The organism is Aquamicrobium sp. (genome assembly GCF_023954335.1).
GTDB lineage: Bacteria > Pseudomonadota > Alphaproteobacteria > Rhizobiales > Rhizobiaceae > Aerobium.
The window spans coordinates 1,661,853-1,679,278 of record NZ_JAMLIE010000001.1; the positions used below are offsets into that span (position 1 = coordinate 1,661,853).

Consider the following 17,426-nt stretch of genomic DNA (forward strand, 5'->3'; position numbering starts at 1 on the left):
GGTCGGGACTGAATGAGCGGCGGCTTCAGGCCGCCGCTTGGCGTTTGCGCCACTCATCGCGGGCGAGCGTGTAGAAGACGTGGCGCTTCAGCGCCGGGTGGGTGTCCGGCACCTTGGGATGGTCGAAATCACTCCCCGGCACGTGGCGCATGCCGAGGCGGCGCATGACGCCGACCGAAGCATGGTTGTCGTGGACGGCGAAGGAGACGATCTCGTCGAGGCCGAGCGTCTCGAAGCCGAAGCGCAGCCACGCCTCGCCTGCTTCGGTGACATAGCCCTTGCCCTGGAATTCCGGCGCGAGCCGCCAGCCGATCTCGGTCGCGCCAGCCGGGCGCGGCGGGATCGGCCCGGACGGATAGAGCCCGGCGAAGCCGGCGCAGGCGCCGCTCTCCTTCACCTCCAGCGCCGCGAAGCCGTAGCCGCGTTCCTCGTTGCCGGCGCGCAAGCTGTCGAGGAAGGCGTCCGCCTCGTCGCGCGTGCGGCGGAAGGGGAAGAAACGCATCACCTCCTCGTCGGAATTGATGCGGAAGAAGAGATCGCGGTCGCGATCCTCCCAGTTGCGGATGATAAGGCGTGGCGTTTCCAGCCGGATCACGCGACGAACTCCTCCCGGCGATAGCCCTGGAGGTAGAGCAGGGCGGTCAGGTCGCCATGGTCGATGCGGATCTTCGCGCGCTCGGCGACAGCCGGCTTGGCGTGGAGCGCGACGCCGGTGCCGGCGAGGTCGAGCATGTCGAGGTCGTTCGCCCCGTCGCCGACGGCGATGGCGTCGGCCGGCGTCAGGCCGAGCCCGGCCGCGATCTCGCAAAGCGCCTCGGCCTTCGCCTCGCGCCCGAGGATCGGGTCGGCGACCTCGCCGGTCAGCCGCCCGTCGCGCTCGATCAGCGTGTTGGAGCGGTGCTCGTGGAAGCCGAGCTTCGCCGCGATCGGGCCGGTGAAGGTGCGGAAGCCGCCGGAGACCAGCGCGGTACGCGCGCCGGCCGCGTTCATGGTGGCGACGAGCGCGCGCGCGCCGGCGGCGAGCGTCAGGCGCGTGTCGATGATCCGGGCGATGACGCCGGCATCCAGCCCCTTGAGCAGCGCGACGCGCTCGCGCAGGGCCGGCTCGAAGGCGATCTCGCCATTCATCGAGCGGGCGGTGATCGCCGCGACATGCGCCTTGACGCCGACCTCGTCGGCCAGCTCGTCGATGCATTCCTGGTCGATCATGGTCGAATCCATGTCGGCGAGCAGCAGCTTCTTGCGCCGCGTCGCCGCCTCCTGCACGGCGACGTCGACGGGCGCATGACTGAGCGCGGCGCGCAGCGCGGCGAGCGCGGCGCCGGCCTCGGCGCCCTCGGGCAGGTGAAGATCGGCGGCGACGCCCTCGGCCAGCCAGTCGATGGCGCTTGCGCCCACAGCGCGCAAGGCTCTATCAGCGAGGTCGGACCTGAGTTCCGGCCGGGAAGGATTGGCGATCAGCGTGGCGACGAGCGGCATGGGTGAACCTTGGGACATATCCGGGAGCGCGGCCGGCAGGCGACCGCTGAAGGGCGCGATCCTGATAGCCGGGCCGACCGCCAGCGGCAAGTCGGCGCTGGCCCTGAAACTCGCCCGCGAGACGGGCGGGGTGATCGTCAACGCCGATTCCATGCAGGTCTATGCCGGCCTGCGCGTGCTGACGGCGCGGCCGGACGCGGCGGACGAGGCGGAGATCCCGCATCTTCTCTACGGCCATGTCGATCCGGCGGAAAGCTATTCGACCGGCCGTTATCTGCGTGATGTCCCCGCCCTTGCCGGGGACGGGGCTTTTGCGGGACGAACGGCGATTTTCGTCGGCGGGACGGGGCTTTATTTCCGCGCCTTGATTCAGGGTCTTTCCGAAATGCCCGAGGTGCCTGAAGAGATTCGGCAAAAATGGCGCGCGGCGGCGCGGGAGGAGGGTGCGCCGGCGCTCCACCGGCTGCTCGGCGCGCGCGACCCGGCGGCGGCGGCCGCCATCCACGAGGCCGACGCCCAGCGCATCGTGCGCGCGCTCGAGGTGCTGGAGGCGTCGGGCCGGCCGATCTCGCATTGGCAGAAGGCCGCGGGCGCGCCGGCGGTCGATGCGGACAGCGCGCGGCTTCTCGTCATCGAGCCGGACAGGGACGAACTGGCGGCGCGGATCGCGCGCCGCTTCGACGCCATGCTGGACGAGGGCGCGCTGGAGGAGGCGCGGGCGATCGGCGCGCGCGGCCTCGACCCGGCCCTGCCGGCGATGAAGGCGATCGGCGTGCGCGAGCTTCTCGTCGCCGACCGGGGCGAGATGCCGTTCGAAGAGGCGGTCGAGCGGGCGAAGACGGCGACGCGCCGATACGCCAAGCGGCAGATGACGTGGTTCCGCACCCAGTTCGGCCCCGAATGGCGACGCATCGCCATGGGCGAGGCGGTCGATCTCCGTTGAAGGGAGCGCCTTATTCGTAGAGCCGCCGCAGCCCGTCATCGTCGCGGAAGCGGCGGCGGAAGCGGTCTTCCGGCTGCGGCGCGCGCTTTTCGGGCGGGACCGGCGGCAGGGACGGCGGCGGGTCGCCCGCCTGGAACAGCGGGTCGACCGGCAGGCCGAGGCCGGAGGGCTGCGCGGAGCCGGGCGTGGCCGCGCCGCGCAGATTGGCGACCAGCGTCTGGATATCGATCTCGCCGTCGCCGGCAGCCGGCTCGCTTTCCGGCCGGCGGCGCGCGCCGGGCAGGAGCGAGGGCGCGAGATACTCGAACTTCATGCGCATCGTCGTCGCCACGCCCTCGCCGAAGGCGATGGCCTCGCGCTGGCCCATCGACGACAGGAAGGACAGCGTCGAGGCCGAGGAATCGGCGATGGCCGAGCGGATGATGTCCTGGTCGACCTCGTTGGCCAGCCGCATGGCGAAGATGGTCGAGCATTGCGACAGGACGGTGGGGTCGAGCTCTCCCGGCCGCTGGGTGACGACGCCGAGATAGCAGCCGTACTTGCGCCCTTCCTTGGCGATGCGCGACAGCGCATGGCGGGTGGGCGCGAAGCCGAGGCGCGGGTCGGCCGGCATGTAGCGGTGCGCTTCCTCGCACAGCACGAGCAGCTTCAGCCGGCCCTGGCTGTTGACCGTGAGGTCGAAGGCCATGCGCGCCAGCACCGAGCACACCGAATTGACCACCTCCGACGGCAGCACCGAAAGATCGAGGCAGGTGATCGGCTTGCCCTCGTGCGGCACGCGGAAGATGCGGCCGACCGTCTCGTGGATGTTGTCGTCGATCAACCGCGAGGCGAACATGAAGCGATAGGACGGATCGTTCATCGCCGCGTCGATGCGGATGCGCAGCGCGCGATAGATCGGCCGCTCGCTCTTGGCCTCCAGCATGCCCATGCGGTCGTCGATCAGCCTGAGCACGTCGGCGATGCGGTAGGGCACGGGCGTATCGGCAGTGATGCCGCTGGCGTCGGCCGGGCGGCGCATCAGCGCGGCGCCGGACGGGGCGCGGTAGCTCTGCTTCGCGAGCGGGATCAGGTCGCGCAGCAGGTCGACCTCCTCCGGGATCGGCTCGCGGCCGCGATACAGCACCTCGACCAGCTCCTCCAGCCGGAACAGCCAGAACGGCAGCTCCAGCGTCCGGGTGTTGATGCGCACCGACTGGTCGGGGAAGGCGGCGGAGAACTCGTTGTGCGGGTCGAGGATCAGCACCCGCAGGTCCGGGCGCGCGCCGATGGCCTTGCGCACCAGCAGCGATACCGCCGTCGACTTGCCGACGCCGGTGGTGCCGACGACGGCGAAATGGCGGTTGAGCGTGTCATCGATGGCGATGCGCGCCTCGACCGTCTCGTCCTGCGCAAGCTGGCCGAGGGTCAGCCCCCGCCGGCCGGCGAGATCGTAGACGGCCTCGAGGTCGCGGGCGCGGATGCGATGGGCGATCGCGCCGATATGCGGATAGGCGGTGATACCGCGGTCGAACACCGGGCCGCGGCCCTCGACGTCGCGCACCTCGCCGACCAGCTCGATATGGACGTTGATCGGGTTGCGGCCGTTCTCGTCCCACGCCTGCACCGGCGTCTCGATGCGATAGACGAGGCCGACCGTGCGGATGGCGCCGAGATTGATCGAGACCATGCGACCGACGTTCCACTGGGCGAGAACCTGCGCCTGCTCGTCGCAGGCATAGGCCGCGAGCGTGGCGCGCGCGCCGTCGCAGTGGATGACGTGTCCAAGGACGCGCAGGTCGGGCTGCGCCGCGTCGCGCCGCTCCTGACTGGTCGTTTCGCCGGGTTCGGCCCGTTCAACGAACATCGATGGTTCCTACCCCCTGCCTCGAACCGCCACCCTAGCCGTACCGGGTTAAGGTCGCGTGTTTTCCGATGGTTAAGAATGATTGACGAGAAATCCCGTTAACCTTTCGGAAGCCACCGCGCTTAAGGGCCCGGAAATCGCCGCGTGCGACAAATACGTCCCGGCGTCCGTCCCGACGGTCGGCGCGGGCAGACAGGAGCTGCGGCTTTGGGCGGCATAGCGCTTTGCGACATCCTCGAACGGGGGCGCAACAATTTCGACCTCGTGCGGCTGGCCGCGGCCGCGTCGGTCATCGTCAGCCATTCCTTCCTTATCGCCGGCGGCCCGCTTTCCGCCGAGCCGCTGTCCGGCGTGTCGTCCTTCACGCTCGGCCAGCATGCGGTCAGCGTGTTCTTCATCCTGAGCGGGCTGCTGGTCGCGGCGAGCCTTGAGCGCAATCCCGAGCCGGTCGCCTTTCTCGGCGGGCGCGTGCTGCGCGTCTTTCCCGGCCTCGTTGCGTGCGTCCTCGTGACCGACATGGTGGTGGGGCCGATGGTCTCGCGCCTCGATCCTTTGGCCTATTTCACCTCGCCGCAGACCTGGCGCTACCTCTTCGTCACGCTGTCCCTGTTCACCGGGTACGGCACGCTGCCCGGCGTGTTCGAGCAACTGCCGGCGGCGGGGCAGGTCAACGTCTCGCTATGGACGCTGAAATACGAGATGCTGTGCTACCTCCTCCTGGCGCTGCTGGCCGCCCTCGGCCTGTGGCGGCGGCCGCGGCTGATGTGGCTGGGTTTCGCGGTGCTGGTCGGCATGCAGCTCTTCCGGCTGACGAAGGTGAGCGTCCCGGAGTTCGGCGTCGTCGATCAGGTGCTGCGCCTGGCGATCTGCTTCTTCATCGGGGCGGGCGCGTATCGCCTGCGCCACAGCTTGCGCCTGTCCGTGCCGGGGGCGCTGGTCGCCGTCCTCGCCTTCCTCACGGCGTGGCGGACAACGCTCGAGCCGCTGGCGAGCTATTTCGCCCTCGGCTACCTCGTGCTGTGCTTCGCGGCCCTGCCGCTTGGGCCGCTGCGCCGGCTCAGCGCCCGCGGCGACCTGTCCTACGGCCTCTACATCTATGGCTGGCCCGTCGGGCAGGTCCTCTTGCTGTGCGCTCCAGGCCTCGGGCCGGTCGAACTCGCCGCCGCTTCCATCCTCCTCGCCGCGCCGCTCGCCGCCCTGTCGTGGGCGCTGGTCGAGAAGCCGGCGCTGGCGCTGAAAGGCCGGCTGCCGGCGTGGGCGGCGGGGCGGCGGCAAGGCGTGCCCTCCGTTTTACCATTGACAGAAGAACGGAACGGCAATTACTGTCCGCGCCCATGAACAGGATCATTCTCATCGTAGGACAGCGCATGGGCAGGGCGGCGTAGCCGCCGGGCAACGACCACCCATGCGCGACCAAGGCTCCCCAGGGGGCCTTTTTTATTGCCTTCGACAACGGTACAGACGCAGCGGAACGCGTGAGCACAGGACGGGAAGAAAAAGATGAGCAACGCAGCCAACGAAGCCGGCAGGCGCGAGATGACCGGCGCGGAGATCGTGATCCAGGCGCTGAAGGACAACGGCGTCGAGCACATCTTCGGCTATCCCGGCGGGGCGGTCCTTCCCATCTATGACGAGCTGTTCCAGCAGGAGGAGATCACCCACGTCCTCGTCCGCCACGAGCAGGGTGCGGGCCACGCCGCCGAAGGCTATGCCCGCTCGACCGGCAAGGCGGGCGTCATGCTCGTCACCTCCGGCCCCGGCGCGACCAACGCGGTGACGCCCCTGCAGGACGCGCTGATGGACTCGATCCCGCTGGTGTGCATCTCCGGCCAGGTGCCGACGACGCTGATCGGCTCCGACGCCTTCCAGGAATGCGACACGGTCGGCATCACCCGGCCCTGCACCAAGCACAACTGGCTGGTGAAGGACGTCAACGATCTCGCCCGCATCATCCACGAGGCGTTCCACGTCGCCACCACCGGCCGGCCCGGCCCCGTCGTCGTCGACATCCCGAAGGACGTGCAGTTCGCGCGCGGCATGTACACGCCGCCGCAGCAGGCGCCGCGCACCTCCTACAATCCCAAGGTGCAGGGCGACATGGAGTCGATCCGCGAGGCCGTCGCGCTGATGGCGGGGGCGAAGCGCCCGATCATCTATTCGGGCGGCGGCGTGGTCAATTCCGGGCCCGAGGCCAGCCATCTCCTGCGCGAGCTGGCGGAACTGACCGGCTTTCCCGTCACCTCCACCCTGATGGGGCTGGGCGCGTATCCGTCGTCCGGCAGGCAATGGGTCGGCATGCTGGGCATGCACGGCACCTACGAGGCCAACATGGCCATGCATGACTGCGACGTGATGGTCTGCCTCGGCGCGCGCTTCGACGACCGCATCACCGGCCGGCTCGACGCCTTCTCGCCTCACTCCAAGAAGATCCATGTCGACATCGACCCGTCCTCGCTCAACAAGAACGTGCCGGTCGACATCGCCATCCGCGGCGATGTCGGGCGGGTGCTGGAGGACATGGTCCGGCTGTGGCGCGCCACGGTCAAGGCCGAGAAGGGCGCGCTGAAGCCGTGGTGGGAGACGATCGACCGCTGGCGCGGCCGCGACTCGCTTGCCTTCCGCAACAGCGACGACGTCATCATGCCGCAATATGCGATCCAGCGGCTGTACGAGCTGACCAAGGACCGCGACACCTACATCACCACCGAGGTCGGCCAGCACCAGATGTGGGCAGCCCAGCATTACGGCTTCGAGAAGCCGAACCGCTGGATGACCAGCGGCGGCCTCGGCACGATGGGCTACGGCCTGCCGGCCGCGCTCGGCGTGCAGATCGCCCATCCCAGCGCGCTGGTCATCGACATCGCCGGCGACGCCTCGGTGCAGATGACGATGCAGGAGATGGCGACGGCGGTGCAGTACGAGGCGCCGATCAAGATCTTCATCCTGAACAACCAGTATATGGGCATGGTGCGCCAGTGGCAGCAGCTGCTGCACGGCAACCGGCTGTCGCATTCCTATACGGAGGCGATGCCCGACTTCGTGCTGATGGCGAAGGCCTTCGGCGCCCACGGCATCCGCTGCGAGAAGCCGGGCGAGCTCGACGACGCCATCCGTGAGATGATCGACGTGAAGAAGCCGGTGCTGTTCGACTGCCGGGTCGCCAACCTCGCCAACTGCTTCCCGATGATCCCGTCCGGCAAGGCGCATAACGAGATGCTGCTGCCGGACGAGGCCACCGACGAGGCCGTCGCCAACGCCATCGACGCCAAGGGCAGGGAGCTGGTGTGATCTCTTCCGCGAGGAAGGCCGCCAATTCCTGAACGGGAACACGAGAAAGAGACGACACCATGAACGCCCAGCTTCAGCCCACCGGCTCCGCCTACTTCATCGCCCGCGAGACGCAGGCCGCCGAGAAGCACACGCTTTCCGTGCTGGTCGACAACGAGCCGGGCGTCCTTGCCCGCGTCATCGGCCTGTTCTCGGGGCGCGGCTACAACATCGACAGCCTGACGGTCTCCGAGACCGAGCATGAGGCGCATCTGTCGCGCATCACCATCGTCACGCGCGGCACGCCGCACGTGCTGGAGCAGATCAAGCACCAGCTCGAGCGCATCGTGCCCGTCCACCGCGTCAACGACCTGACCGTGGTGGCGCGCGCCATGGGCCAGGAGCGCCCGCTGGAGCGCGAGCTCGCGCTCGTCAAGGTGCGCGGCGAGGACAATGCCCGCGTCGAGGCGCTCAGGCTCGCCGACGCCTTCCAGGCCAAGGTGTCGGACGCAACGACCGAGCACTTCATCTTCGAGATCACCGGCAAGACCGCCAAGATCGACCAGTTCATCTCCATCATGCAGCCGCTCGGCCTGATCGAGGTATGCCGTACCGGCGTCGCCGCCATGAACCGCGGCCCGCAGGGCATGGAAGCCTGACGCGCCGCGCCGCCCGGGCCAGACGAGCGGGAGAGGCCGCCGCCGTTCCTTGCGCGCGGCCCGGCCGCTGACGCGTCCCTCGCGCAGCGCGATGCTGCGCCAACCGGCGGCCCGCCGCTGCCACAAGCTGCCGTTCCGGTTTCCGGCCAGTCTGGCCGGCCCGTTTCCGAGAGGACCGTAATGTCGCTCGATATCTTCGCGGCGCTGATCGCGTTCGCCTTCGTCACCTCGATCACGCCGGGGCCGAACAATCTGATGCTGATGGCGTCGGGGGTGAATTTCGGCTTCCGCCGCACCATCCCGCACATGCTGGGCATCGGCGTCGGCTTCCTTTCGCTGCTGCTCGGCGTCGGCTTCGGGCTCGGCGCGGTGCTCGCTGCTTACCCGCCGCTGCATGCGGCGCTGAAGGTCGCGGGCGGCGCCTACCTTCTTTATCTCGCCTGGCGCATCGCCATGGCCCGCTCGATGGAAAGCACCAAGGACGGGGGCGAGGAGTCGCGGCCGATGACCTTTCTCGAGGCCGCCGCCTTCCAGTGGGTCAACCCCAAGGCGTGGGTGATGGCCGTCACCGCCATGGCCGTCTACACCAACCCGCAGGCTCCGTTCCTGTCGGTCATGCTGGTGTCTGTGGCTTTCGCCCTGGTAAACGTGCCGTGCGTCTCGACATGGGCCGGATTCGGCGTCGCGCTGCGCGGCTTCCTCTCCGATCCCGTCCGGCTCAAATGGTTCAACATCGCCATGGGCCTGCTGCTCGTCGCCAGCCTGTGGCCGATGCTGAGATAGGCAATCGACGCGGTTTTGCCGAACTGGTAGAATCCGCCGCATGCTCGAAAGGCTCACGCCCGCCCGACTGCTCGCGGCCGCATGCGCGCTGCTGGTGCCCCTGTTCGTGCTCGGCTGGCTGACGCGCGAGGACCCGGCCGAGAAGCCGTGGCTTCAGGTGATGGGCGGCGGCTTCATCTTCAACTACCGCGTCGCCGACGTCTATTACGGCTTCACCGCGGCCGTGATGCGGCCACTGCCGACAGGCACCATCGTCGAGGCCGCGTTCGAGGACCCGGCCGGCGGCCCGCCTCACGTCGTGCGCCAGCGGGTCGGCGGCGCCGAGATGACGCGCCTCGCGCTGCGCTCGCCGCCCGTGCGCGGCGTGGAGGCAGGCAGGGACTACGCCGTTTCCCTCCGCGTCCTCGACCGCGAGGACGAGCATCTCCTGTGGTCGCGCGACCTCGCCTTCCGCAGCAACATCTCCGACACGGTCGTGCCCGACGTACCCCTGACCATCGGCCCCGGCTACACCCGCAACCCCGCGGCGGGTGGGTGAAGCGCCTGCGCCCTTGCCCCCGGCGCGCGAATCCAGCACTGATCGGCCATGCAGTTTTCCCCGCAACAGGACGAGGCGCTGAAGGCCGTCGCGCGCTGGCTGAAGGACGGGCACCGGCCGATCTTCCGCCTGTTCGGCTATGCCGGCACCGGCAAGACCACGCTCGCCCGTCATTTCGCCGAGCATATCGACGGGCAGGTGCAGTTCGCCGCCTTCACCGGCAAGGCGGCGCAGGTGCTGCGCTCCAAGGGCGCGGTGAACGCCCGCACCATCCATTCGCTGATCTATCGCCCGCGCGGCGAGGAGGCGGTGGAGGACGAGACCACGGGCAGGACTTCGATCAACCCCACCTTCTCGCTCAACCGGCAGAGCCCCGTCGCCAAGGCGGCGCTGATCGTTGTCGACGAATGCTCGATGGTCGACGAGCAGCTCGGCCGCGACCTGATGAGCTTCGGCACGCCGATCCTCGTTCTCGGCGATCCGGCGCAGCTTCCGCCGATCTCCGGCGGCGGTTTCTTCACCGAGCACGAGCCGGACCACCTCCTGACCGAAATCCACCGGCAGGCCGCCGACAACCCGATCATCCGCATGGCGCTCGACGTGCGCGAGGGGCGCGAGCTTTCCCATGGCGATTTCGGCAGGGCGAAGGTCATCACGCGCAGTGAGGTCGATCAGGACATGGTGCTGGCGGCCGATCAGGTGCTGGTCGGCACCAACCGCACCCGGCGGCGCTACAACCAGCGCCTGCGCGAGCTGAAGGGCTTCGACGCCTCCTATCCGCAGGCCGGCGACAAGCTGGTGTGCCTGAGGAACGACCCGGCCAAGGGGCTGCTCAACGGTTCGCTGTGGAAGGTCATGACTTCCTCGCGCGAAACGGTGAAGCCCGGCATCAACCTGCTCGTGGCGCCGGAGGAGGACGATCCCGACCGCGGCGTCGCCAAGATCAAGCTGCTCAAGGCCGCGTTCGAGGACCCGGACGCCGACATCCCGTGGCAGCAGAAGAAGCGCTTCGACGATTTCGACTACGGCTACGCCCTGACCGTCCACAAGGCGCAAGGCTCGCAATGGGACGAGGTGGTGCTGTTCGACGAGAGCTTCGCCTTCAAGGACACGCGCCAGCGCTGGCTCTACACCGCGATCACGCGGGCGGCGGAGCGGCTGACGGTGGTGAGGTGAGGGAGAGCGAATAGGGAATAGCGAATAGTGAGTAGGGAGTAGGGAGTAGTGAAAGGGGCCGGTGGCCCATTTCGCCGCCTTGGCTGGTCGCTGGCGCAGCATTCTGCCGCAGCTATCGTTCCCTACTCCCTACTCCCTACTCCCTACTCCCTACTCCCTACTCCCTACTCCCTACTCCCTACTCCCTACTCGCTCCCCTTCTTCCCTTGACTTTGACGTAAAGGTCAATGTTACCCTGCTCTGAGCAGTGGCTTTCGAATGGAGGAGAAGATGCCGAAGCCTCGACAGGGAGGCGCTTCGTCGCCTGCGGATGCCTCGCGGCGGGAAGGGAGCGGCGGGCGGGCATCGGGTGAAGCCGGTGCCGAAACAGGCCGCCCCGGAACACGCGGCGCCGCTGCGGGTGGTCCTGGCGCAGGTGTCGTCGGAGCAGGTGCTGCCGGAGCAGGTGATGCCGAAGCACGCGCTGCCAGCATGGGCGATCTTGAAGCGGCTTCCGCTGGCGCAGGTGGCGCCGGAGCGGGCGCATCCGGGGCGCACGACGTAAGGCGCGAGACGGCATTGTCCTTTTCCGCGGCGGACGGCTTTCCGCTCGGCGGGATGCTGTTCGAGGGCGCGGGCGAGGGGCCGCTGGTGCTGGTTTCCTCGGCGACGGCGACGCCGCAGGGGCTTTATGCCGGCTTCGCGCGGGCGCTGGTGAAGGCGGGCGCGCGCGCCGTCCTGACCTACGACTATCGCGCCACCGGCCGCTCGCCGCGCCCGGCCGGCTGGCGCGGGCGGATCAACTACAAGGACTGGGCGCTGCACGATTTTGCCGCCGCGCTCGCGGCGCTGGAGGCGGTCACGCCGGGCCATCCCGTGGTCGGCGTCGGCCAGTCCTATGGCGGCCACGCGCTCGGCCTGTCCGGCGCCGCCGACCGCTTCGCCCGCTATGCCATGGTCGCAAGCATGACCGCCTGGTTCGGCTTCCTCGACGACCGCCACGCATGGGCGCGGATGAACCTCGTCGGCGTTCCCGCCTCGCTGCTGTTCCGCGACACGCCGCGCTGGCTCGGCATCGGCGAGCCGATCCCCGGCTCGTGCTTCCGCGACTGGGCGCGCTGGTGCCGGATGCGCAACTATTTCTTCGACGATCCGGACCTGCCGGAAACCGCGCGTTTCGAGGCGGTGCGCCTGCCGATCCTCGCCATCGGCCTCACCGACGACCTTTGGGCGACACCGCGCGGCATCGCCGACTTCATGGCCCGCCACCCGAATGCCGAGGTCGAGGAGCGGTGGATCTCGCCGCAGGACGGCGGCGGGGCGATCGGCCATCTCGGCTTCTTCCGCTCGCGCTTCGCGACGACCCTGTGGCCGCCGCTGATCCGCTGGCTGCTGGCGGGGAGGGAATAGGGAGTAGTGAGTAGGGAGTAGGGAGTAGGGAGTAGGCTATGGACCATAGCCCCATGGCCCAGCCGGTAGCGGTCGATTGGCGGTTGCCGCCATGCTCCACACCCACTACTCACTACTCCCTATTCGCTACTCCCTATTCGCTATTCGCTGGTTTCACCATGCCCGCCAAGCTTTCCGTCAACCTCAACGCCGTCGCGTTGCTGCGCAACCGGCGGGACCTGCCGTGGCCGAGCGTGACGCATCTCGGGCGCCTCGCCCTGGCCGCCGGCGCGCACGGGCTGACCGTGCATCCGCGCCCCGACGAGCGCCACACCCGCCGCGCCGACCTGTCGCTGCTGCGGGCGCTGATCGACGACGAGTTCCCCGAGGCCGAGTTCAACATCGAGGGCTTTCCCGACGCGGCGTTCCTCGACCTGGTGGAAGCCAGCCAGCCCGACCAGGTGACGCTGGTGCCGGACGATCCGGCGCAGCCGACTTCGGACCATGGCTGGGATTTCGAAGCGCAGTCCGCTGTCCTCGCCCCGGCCGTCCGGCGGCTGAAGAAGGGCGGCTTCAGGGTCTCGCTGTTCGCCAACCCCGACGCCGCCGGCCTCGCGGCCGCGAAGGCAACCGGCGCGGACAGGATCGAGCTCTACACCGGCCCCTATGGCGGCTGCCACGACGACCCGGCGCGGGCGGCGCAGGAGCTTCGCCTGCTCGCCGCCGCCGCCGAGGCCGCGCGGGCGCTCGGCCTCGGCGTCAATGCCGGCCACGACCTCACCGTCGCCAACCTGCCGGCGCTGGTCAAAGCCGTTCCCTTCCTCGCCGAGGTCTCCATCGGCCACGGCCTGACCGCCGACGCGCTCGAATTCGGCATGGCCGGGACGGTCGCGCGGTTCCTGAAATCCTGCGGCTGGTAGGCGGGCAGGAGAAGGGCGGCACAGCCGCCCGCTCCCTCGGCGTCAGCCGGCGTAGGCCGCCTTGCTGGCGCGCAGGAAATCCTCCAGCCGGGCCGGGGCGCGGCCGGTGAGGGTGCGCAGGTCGTCCGTGGTCGCGGCAATGCGGCCCGAGCGGGTGTTGGCGTCGAACGAGGCTAGGAGCGCGGCGACGGGGGCCGGCAGGCCCGCTTTTTCCAGTCCCGCCGCCAGCTCGGCGTCCGAGACCTGAACGACAGTGATCTCCTTGCCCGCGATCTTCGAGACCAGCGCCGCGATCTCGCCATTGGTCGGGGCCTCGTCGCCGGTCAGCGTGTAGGTCGCGCTCTCGCCGACGGGCGCGGCGAGCACGGCGGCGATGGCCTCGGCGATGTCGTCGCGCGCAACATAGGCGGTGCGCCCGTCGCCGGCCGAGGTGTACCAGCGGCCGCTCGAAACCGCCTGCGGCAGGCTGCCGAGCAGGTTCTCGAAATACCACGAATTGCGGAAGATAACGTGGGGGATGCCCGTCGCCTTCACCGCCTCCTCCGAGCCGAAATGGTCGGGCGCGAACAGGATCGGCGAGCCCGGCTCGGGCTCCGGCATCGAGGTGTAGAGGATCTGGCTCGCCCCGGCCGCGGCCGCCGCCGCGATCGCCGCCTTGTGCTGGGCGAGGCGCTTGCCGGGCTCGCCGACCGCGTCGGTCGAGACGATAAGGATGCGCCCGCCGCCGGCGAAGGCGTCGTTCAGCGATGCGGGGTCGTCGAAATCGGCCCTGCGCGTCTCGATGCCCTTCGCGGCCAGCGCTGCGAGCTTTTCCGGGCTGCGGCTCGCCGCGACGATGCGGGACGGCGCGACCGCGAAGGTCTCGACGAGGTGACGGACGATCCGCTGCCCGAGATGGCCGGCCGCGCCGGTGACGATGATCCTGTCGCTCATGTCGGCGATTCTCCTGTTGACGATACGCTCTCTTTTTGAGACTTGCTCCTATCTAGAGACTTGCAGCCCGCGGTAAAGAAGGCAGTTTCGCGGGAGATGGTTACGCGCAGGGAACCGCCATGGACGCAAAGCCCGCCTCGCTGAGAACGAAGCTCCAGATCTACAAGGCCGGCGCGCCGGGCGGCGGCATCGGCGATTGCCCGGTGCGCGACGTCATCGCCAATGTCAGCGGCAAGTGGAGCTCGCTGCTGTTGATGGCGCTGGCCGAGCAGCCCTATCGCTTCGGCGCGCTGCGCCGTCTGGTGCCCGACATCTCGCAGCGCATGCTGACCCAGACGCTGCGCGACCTCGAGCGCGACGGCTACGTCCACCGCGAGGTGTTCCCGACTAAGCCGCCGAGCGTCGAATACAGCCTGACCGACCTCGGCCGCTCGCTCTACGGCTCGATGGTCCATCTGCTGAGCTGGGCGGAGAACCACCACGGCCGGGTCGTCGCCGCGCGACGGCGCTTCGACGGCGCGGGGGAGTGACCGGCGCGCGGCCGGCATTCGGGCTTTCGCCCGCCGGCCGGCCCGGTGTCCCATGGGTCTCGCCCGCCCGTTGCAAGGCCGGAATTTCCGCGACCGCCCGCCTTGGCGGCGTTTTCTTTTCCATCATGCCTCTTGCGCGCAAAACCATGGCGCTGTAAGCCGAACCGTAACGTACGGTACGGCATTGCGGAAAGCGGCGTTGACGGTGAAGACAGGGCAGGTGGCCGCAAGGGGCCAGGACGGGGACAAGGGCGCGCCGCGCGCGGCCGCTGCCCAATCCGCCGATACGCGTCTCGCCGGCGACGAGGAGTTCGGCTCCGAGGCGATCAGCCCGCGCCAGCGCGAGGTGCTCGACGCCGTGCTCGCGCTTCTCGTCGAGGGGCGCGAGACGCTGACCATGACGGCCGTCGCCCGCCGCGCCCGCTGCTCCAAGGAAACGCTGTACAAATGGTTCGGCGACCGTGACGGCCTGCTCGCCGCCACCGTGCGCTGGCAGGCCTCGCGCGTGCGCGCCGGCAATTTCGACCGCCAGCGCCTCGATGCGGCCATGTTGCAGGAAAGCCTGGAGCGTTTCGCCGCCAACTGGCTTTCCGTCATCTCCTCGCGCACCTCCATCGCTCTCAACCGCGTGGCGGTGGCGCATGCCGGCTCCGGCCGCAGCAATCTCGGCGCCATCGTGCTGGAAAACGGCCGCTTCGCCATCGGCGAGCGGCTGAAGCCGCTGCTCGAGGCCGGCCGGGAGGTCGGGCTGCTGGAGTTCGACGACACCGAATCCGCGTTCCGCACCTTCTTCGGGCTGGTCGGGCGCGACGTGCAGATCAGGCTTCTGCTCGGCGACGGGATCGAGATGAGCAAGGAAGGGATCGCCCGCGACGCGGCAGACGCGACGCGGCAGTTCTTCGCCCTTTACGGGGCGAATGGGACGCCGGCGCAAGCCGGCTGAGTTCACAGCAAGCAAGGGCCAGCAGGGCCGAAGGAAGGAGAAACCAATGCGTGTCTATTACGATCGCGACGCCGATCTCAATCTCATCAAGGGCAAGAAGGTCGCCATCATCGGCTACGGCAGCCAAGGCCGCGCCCATGCGCTCAACCTCAAGGATTCGGGCGCCAAGGACGTGGCCGTCGGCCTGAAGGCCGGCTCGGCGACCGCCAAGAAGGTCGAGGCCGACGGCCTCAAGGTCATGACCGTGGCCGAGGCCGCCAAGTGGGCCGACCTGATGATGATGGCGACCCCCGACGAGCTTCAGGCCGACATCTGGCGCGACGAGATCGCGCCGAACATCCGCGACGGCGCGGCCATCGCCTTCGCCCACGGCCTCAACGTCCATTTCGGCCTGATCGAGCCCAAGGCCACCATCGACGTCCTCATGGTCGCGCCGAAGGGCCCGGGCCACACCGTGCGCGGCGAATACCAGAAGGGCGGCGGCGTGCCGTGCCTCGTCGCCGTCCATCAGGACGCCTCCGGCAACGCGCTCGACCTCGGCCTCTCCTACGCCTGCGGCGTCGGCGGCGGCCGTTCGGGCATCATCGAGACCACCTTCAAGGAAGAGTGCGAGACCGACCTTTTCGGCGAGCAGGTCGTGCTGTGCGGCGGCCTGGTCGAGCTGATCCGCGCCGGCTTCGAGACGCTGGTCGAGGCCGGCTACGCTCCCGAGATGGCCTATTTCGAGTGCCTGCACGAAGTGAAGCTGATCGTCGACCTCATCTATGAGGGCGGCATCGCCAACATGAACTACTCGATCTCCAACACCGCCGAGTGGGGCGAGTACGTCTCCGGCCCGCGCATCATCACCGCCGAGACCAAGGCCGAGATGAAGCGCGTCCTCGACGACATCCAGACCGGCCGCTTCACCTCGGAGTGGATGCAGGAGTACCGCTCCGGCATGGCCCGCTTCAAGGGCATCCGCCGCCGCAACGACTCGCACCAGATCGAGGAAGTCGGCGAGAAGCTGCGCGGCATGATGCCGTGGATCGCCAAGAACAAGCTGGTCGACAAGGCCCGCAACTAGTTGGCCCGCAACTAGGAGGCCCGCAACCAGAAGCGGTCCTCACCGCCTTCCGGGCCGGCGCATCGCGATGAAGCGCCGGCCCGATTCTTCCATGCCCTCCCGCGTCGTGACCTCGGGCTGCCAGCCGAAGGCGCGCATGAAGGGCAGGGGATCGACCGTCAGGTCGTCGAAGAGCATGCCGGCGAGATGCGCCCGGCCCGTCGCCCGCGCGCCGAGGCGCAAGAGGGCAGCCGGCACGGGAACGAGCCGCGCCGGAATACCCATGCCGCGACGCAAGGAACGCAGCATGGCGGCGAGCGAGATCGTGCCTTCGTCGGCGATCTCGTAGCTGCCGGTCGCCGCTCCGCGCAGGCCGGTCGCCAGCGCCGCCGCCACGGCCGAGCACAGATTCTCCACCGCGAGCAGCGAGCGCCGGTTGCCGACCGCCCCGAAGGGCAGCGGCACGCCCGAGGCGGCGAGCTTCTGCAATCTCTGCCAGTTGCCCGGCGCGTCGAAGCCGTAGACCAGCGGCGGCCGCAGCACGATGCCCGTCCGGCCGCCTTCGGCGAAGCGCAGCACATGCGCCTCGCCGGCACGCTTCGAGCGGCCGTAACCGTGGTCGATCTCCGGGCCGGCGAGCCGGGCGGCGATGCTGCCGACATGGACGATCGCGCGCATGTCCGCCTCGGCCGCCTGCTCCACGAGACGGCGCGTGCCGTGATCGTTCACGGCGACGAAATCCGCCTCTGGCGCGTCCGGCCTGTGGGCGAGCCCGGCGAGGTGAATGACCGCGTCCGCTCCCTCCAGCGCCGCGCGCCATTCCGTGCCGCCATGGATGTCGCCGATGGCGACGAAGGGCGCGCCGTGCGGCCCCGGCCGCCGCCCAGCCTCGACCACGGCGTAGCCTTGCCCGGCCAGCAGCGGCACCAGCTGCCGGCCGATGAACCCGCTTGCGCCGGTGACGACGATCCTTCCGCTCACGCGCCTGTCGCTCCA

18 protein-coding genes are annotated in these 17,426 nt (G+C 69.2%); 13 read left to right on the forward strand and 5 right to left on the reverse strand.

What is annotated here, in order from left to right; all coding sequences use genetic code 11:
• Positions 1–25 precede the first annotated feature (25 nt).
• Positions 26–595 (reverse strand): GNAT family N-acetyltransferase, encoded by a 570-nt coding sequence (locus M9945_RS08260; RefSeq protein ID WP_367930992.1) that lies wholly within the window; start codon positions 593–595, stop codon positions 26–28.
• Entirely contained in the window at positions 592–1,479 is an 888-nt protein-coding gene (gene serB, locus M9945_RS08265; protein WP_367944117.1) for a phosphoserine phosphatase SerB, read from the reverse strand. The genes M9945_RS08260 and serB overlap by 4 nt, the downstream gene beginning before the upstream one ends.
• Here serB and miaA point away from each other — a divergent pair.
• Positions 1,478–2,422, forward strand: a complete 945-nt coding sequence (gene miaA, locus M9945_RS08270; protein WP_367944118.1) for a tRNA (adenosine(37)-N6)-dimethylallyltransferase MiaA — start codon at positions 1,478–1,480, stop codon at positions 2,420–2,422. The two genes, serB and miaA, sit on opposite strands and share 2 nt — an antisense overlap.
• A 10-nt stretch (positions 2,423–2,432) precedes the next feature.
• On the opposite strand, the gene M9945_RS08275 is transcribed toward miaA, so the two are convergent.
• A complete protein-coding gene (locus M9945_RS08275) occupies positions 2,433–4,268 on the reverse strand; it encodes an ATP-binding protein (protein ID WP_367944119.1) in 1,836 nt (611 codons plus the stop codon).
• Positions 4,269–4,475: 207 nt separating this feature from the next.
• Here M9945_RS08275 and M9945_RS08280 point away from each other — a divergent pair, with 207 nt between their 5' ends.
• From M9945_RS08280 to M9945_RS08320, 9 genes are all read left to right on the forward strand, one after another.
• Positions 4,476–5,606, forward strand: a complete 1,131-nt coding sequence (locus tag M9945_RS08280; protein ID WP_367944120.1) for an acyltransferase family protein — start codon at positions 4,476–4,478, stop codon at positions 5,604–5,606.
• Between the two features lie 162 nt (positions 5,607–5,768).
• The gene (locus M9945_RS08285; RefSeq protein ID WP_367944121.1) at positions 5,769–7,556 is read left to right on the forward strand and encodes an acetolactate synthase 3 large subunit; all 1,788 of its coding nucleotides are present in this window, start codon (positions 5,769–5,771) and stop codon (positions 7,554–7,556) included.
• 59 nt (positions 7,557–7,615) lie between these two features.
• Positions 7,616–8,194 carry an acetolactate synthase small subunit gene (ilvN, locus tag M9945_RS08290; RefSeq protein ID WP_367930986.1) on the forward strand — a complete coding sequence of 193 codons (579 nt, stop codon included), beginning with the start codon at positions 7,616–7,618 and terminating at the stop codon, positions 8,192–8,194.
• 180 nt (positions 8,195–8,374) lie between these two features.
• Entirely contained in the window at positions 8,375–8,977 is a 603-nt protein-coding gene (locus M9945_RS08295) for a LysE family translocator (RefSeq protein WP_367944122.1), read from the forward strand.
• 40 nt (positions 8,978–9,017) lie between these two features.
• Positions 9,018–9,515, forward strand: coding sequence for a hypothetical protein (locus tag M9945_RS08300; protein WP_367944123.1), 498 nt, complete (start codon positions 9,018–9,020; stop codon positions 9,513–9,515).
• A 48-nt stretch (positions 9,516–9,563) separates the two neighbouring features.
• Positions 9,564–10,691: an ATP-dependent RecD-like DNA helicase gene (locus M9945_RS08305; RefSeq protein ID WP_367930983.1), complete on the forward strand. Its 1,128-nt coding sequence runs from the start codon at positions 9,564–9,566 to the stop codon at positions 10,689–10,691.
• Between the two features lie 358 nt (positions 10,692–11,049).
• On the forward strand, positions 11,050–11,235 hold the full coding sequence (locus tag M9945_RS08310; RefSeq protein ID WP_367944124.1) for a hypothetical protein: 186 nt from the start codon (positions 11,050–11,052) through the stop codon (positions 11,233–11,235).
• Between the two features lie 53 nt (positions 11,236–11,288).
• Positions 11,289–12,080 (forward strand): alpha/beta fold hydrolase, encoded by a 792-nt coding sequence (locus tag M9945_RS08315; protein ID WP_367944799.1) that lies wholly within the window; start codon positions 11,289–11,291, stop codon positions 12,078–12,080.
• Between the two features lie 158 nt (positions 12,081–12,238).
• Positions 12,239–12,979, forward strand: coding sequence for a pyridoxine 5'-phosphate synthase (locus M9945_RS08320; protein ID WP_367944125.1), 741 nt, complete (start codon positions 12,239–12,241; stop codon positions 12,977–12,979).
• A 42-nt stretch (positions 12,980–13,021) separates the two neighbouring features.
• Here the strand turns inward: M9945_RS08320 and M9945_RS08325 are convergent, their stop codons facing one another.
• Entirely contained in the window at positions 13,022–13,912 is an 891-nt protein-coding gene (locus tag M9945_RS08325; RefSeq protein WP_367944126.1) for an SDR family oxidoreductase, read from the reverse strand.
• Positions 13,913–14,031: 119 nt separating this feature from the next.
• Here M9945_RS08325 and M9945_RS08330 point away from each other — a divergent pair, with 119 nt between their 5' ends.
• From M9945_RS08330 to ilvC, 3 genes are all read left to right on the forward strand, one after another.
• Positions 14,032–14,442, forward strand: coding sequence for a winged helix-turn-helix transcriptional regulator (locus M9945_RS08330; protein ID WP_367931837.1), 411 nt, complete (start codon positions 14,032–14,034; stop codon positions 14,440–14,442).
• 325 nt (positions 14,443–14,767) lie between these two features.
• Positions 14,768–15,385 carry a TetR/AcrR family transcriptional regulator C-terminal domain-containing protein gene (locus tag M9945_RS08335; RefSeq protein ID WP_367944800.1) on the forward strand — a complete coding sequence of 206 codons (618 nt, stop codon included), beginning with the start codon at positions 14,768–14,770 and terminating at the stop codon, positions 15,383–15,385.
• Positions 15,386–15,431: 46 nt separating this feature from the next.
• Positions 15,432–16,451 (forward strand): ketol-acid reductoisomerase, encoded by a 1,020-nt coding sequence (ilvC, locus tag M9945_RS08340; RefSeq protein WP_367944127.1) that lies wholly within the window; start codon positions 15,432–15,434, stop codon positions 16,449–16,451.
• 39 nt (positions 16,452–16,490) lie between these two features.
• Here ilvC and M9945_RS08345 read toward each other — a convergent pair whose 3' ends face one another.
• On the reverse strand, positions 16,491–17,411 hold the full coding sequence (locus tag M9945_RS08345) for an NAD-dependent epimerase/dehydratase family protein (RefSeq protein WP_367944128.1): 921 nt from the start codon (positions 17,409–17,411) through the stop codon (positions 16,491–16,493).
• Between the last annotated feature and the right edge of the window lie 15 nt (positions 17,412–17,426).

Bases quoted from the DNA above. Each gene is read 5' to 3' on its own strand.
- ilvN (WP_367930986.1), top strand. From the start codon at position 7,616: ATGAACGCCCAGCTTCAGCCCACCGGCTCCGCCTACTTCATCGCCCGC.
- M9945_RS08325 (WP_367944126.1), bottom strand. From the start codon at position 13,912: ATGAGCGACAGGATCATCGTCACCGGCGCGGCCGGCCATCTCGGGCAG.
- M9945_RS08275 (WP_367944119.1), bottom strand. From the start codon at position 4,268: ATGTTCGTTGAACGGGCCGAACCCGGCGAAACGACCAGTCAGGAGCGG.
- M9945_RS08330 (WP_367931837.1), top strand. From the start codon at position 14,032: ATGGACGCAAAGCCCGCCTCGCTGAGAACGAAGCTCCAGATCTACAAG.
- M9945_RS08300 (WP_367944123.1), top strand. From the start codon at position 9,018: ATGCTCGAAAGGCTCACGCCCGCCCGACTGCTCGCGGCCGCATGCGCG.
- ilvC (WP_367944127.1), top strand. From the start codon at position 15,432: ATGCGTGTCTATTACGATCGCGACGCCGATCTCAATCTCATCAAGGGC.
- M9945_RS08305 (WP_367930983.1), top strand. From the start codon at position 9,564: ATGCAGTTTTCCCCGCAACAGGACGAGGCGCTGAAGGCCGTCGCGCGC.
- M9945_RS08285 (WP_367944121.1), top strand. From the start codon at position 5,769: ATGAGCAACGCAGCCAACGAAGCCGGCAGGCGCGAGATGACCGGCGCG.
- M9945_RS08295 (WP_367944122.1), top strand. From the start codon at position 8,375: ATGTCGCTCGATATCTTCGCGGCGCTGATCGCGTTCGCCTTCGTCACC.
- M9945_RS08320 (WP_367944125.1), top strand. From the start codon at position 12,239: ATGCCCGCCAAGCTTTCCGTCAACCTCAACGCCGTCGCGTTGCTGCGC.
- miaA (WP_367944118.1), top strand. From the start codon at position 1,478: ATGGGTGAACCTTGGGACATATCCGGGAGCGCGGCCGGCAGGCGACCG.
- serB (WP_367944117.1), bottom strand. From the start codon at position 1,479: ATGCCGCTCGTCGCCACGCTGATCGCCAATCCTTCCCGGCCGGAACTC.
- M9945_RS08315 (WP_367944799.1), top strand. From the start codon at position 11,289: ATGCTGTTCGAGGGCGCGGGCGAGGGGCCGCTGGTGCTGGTTTCCTCG.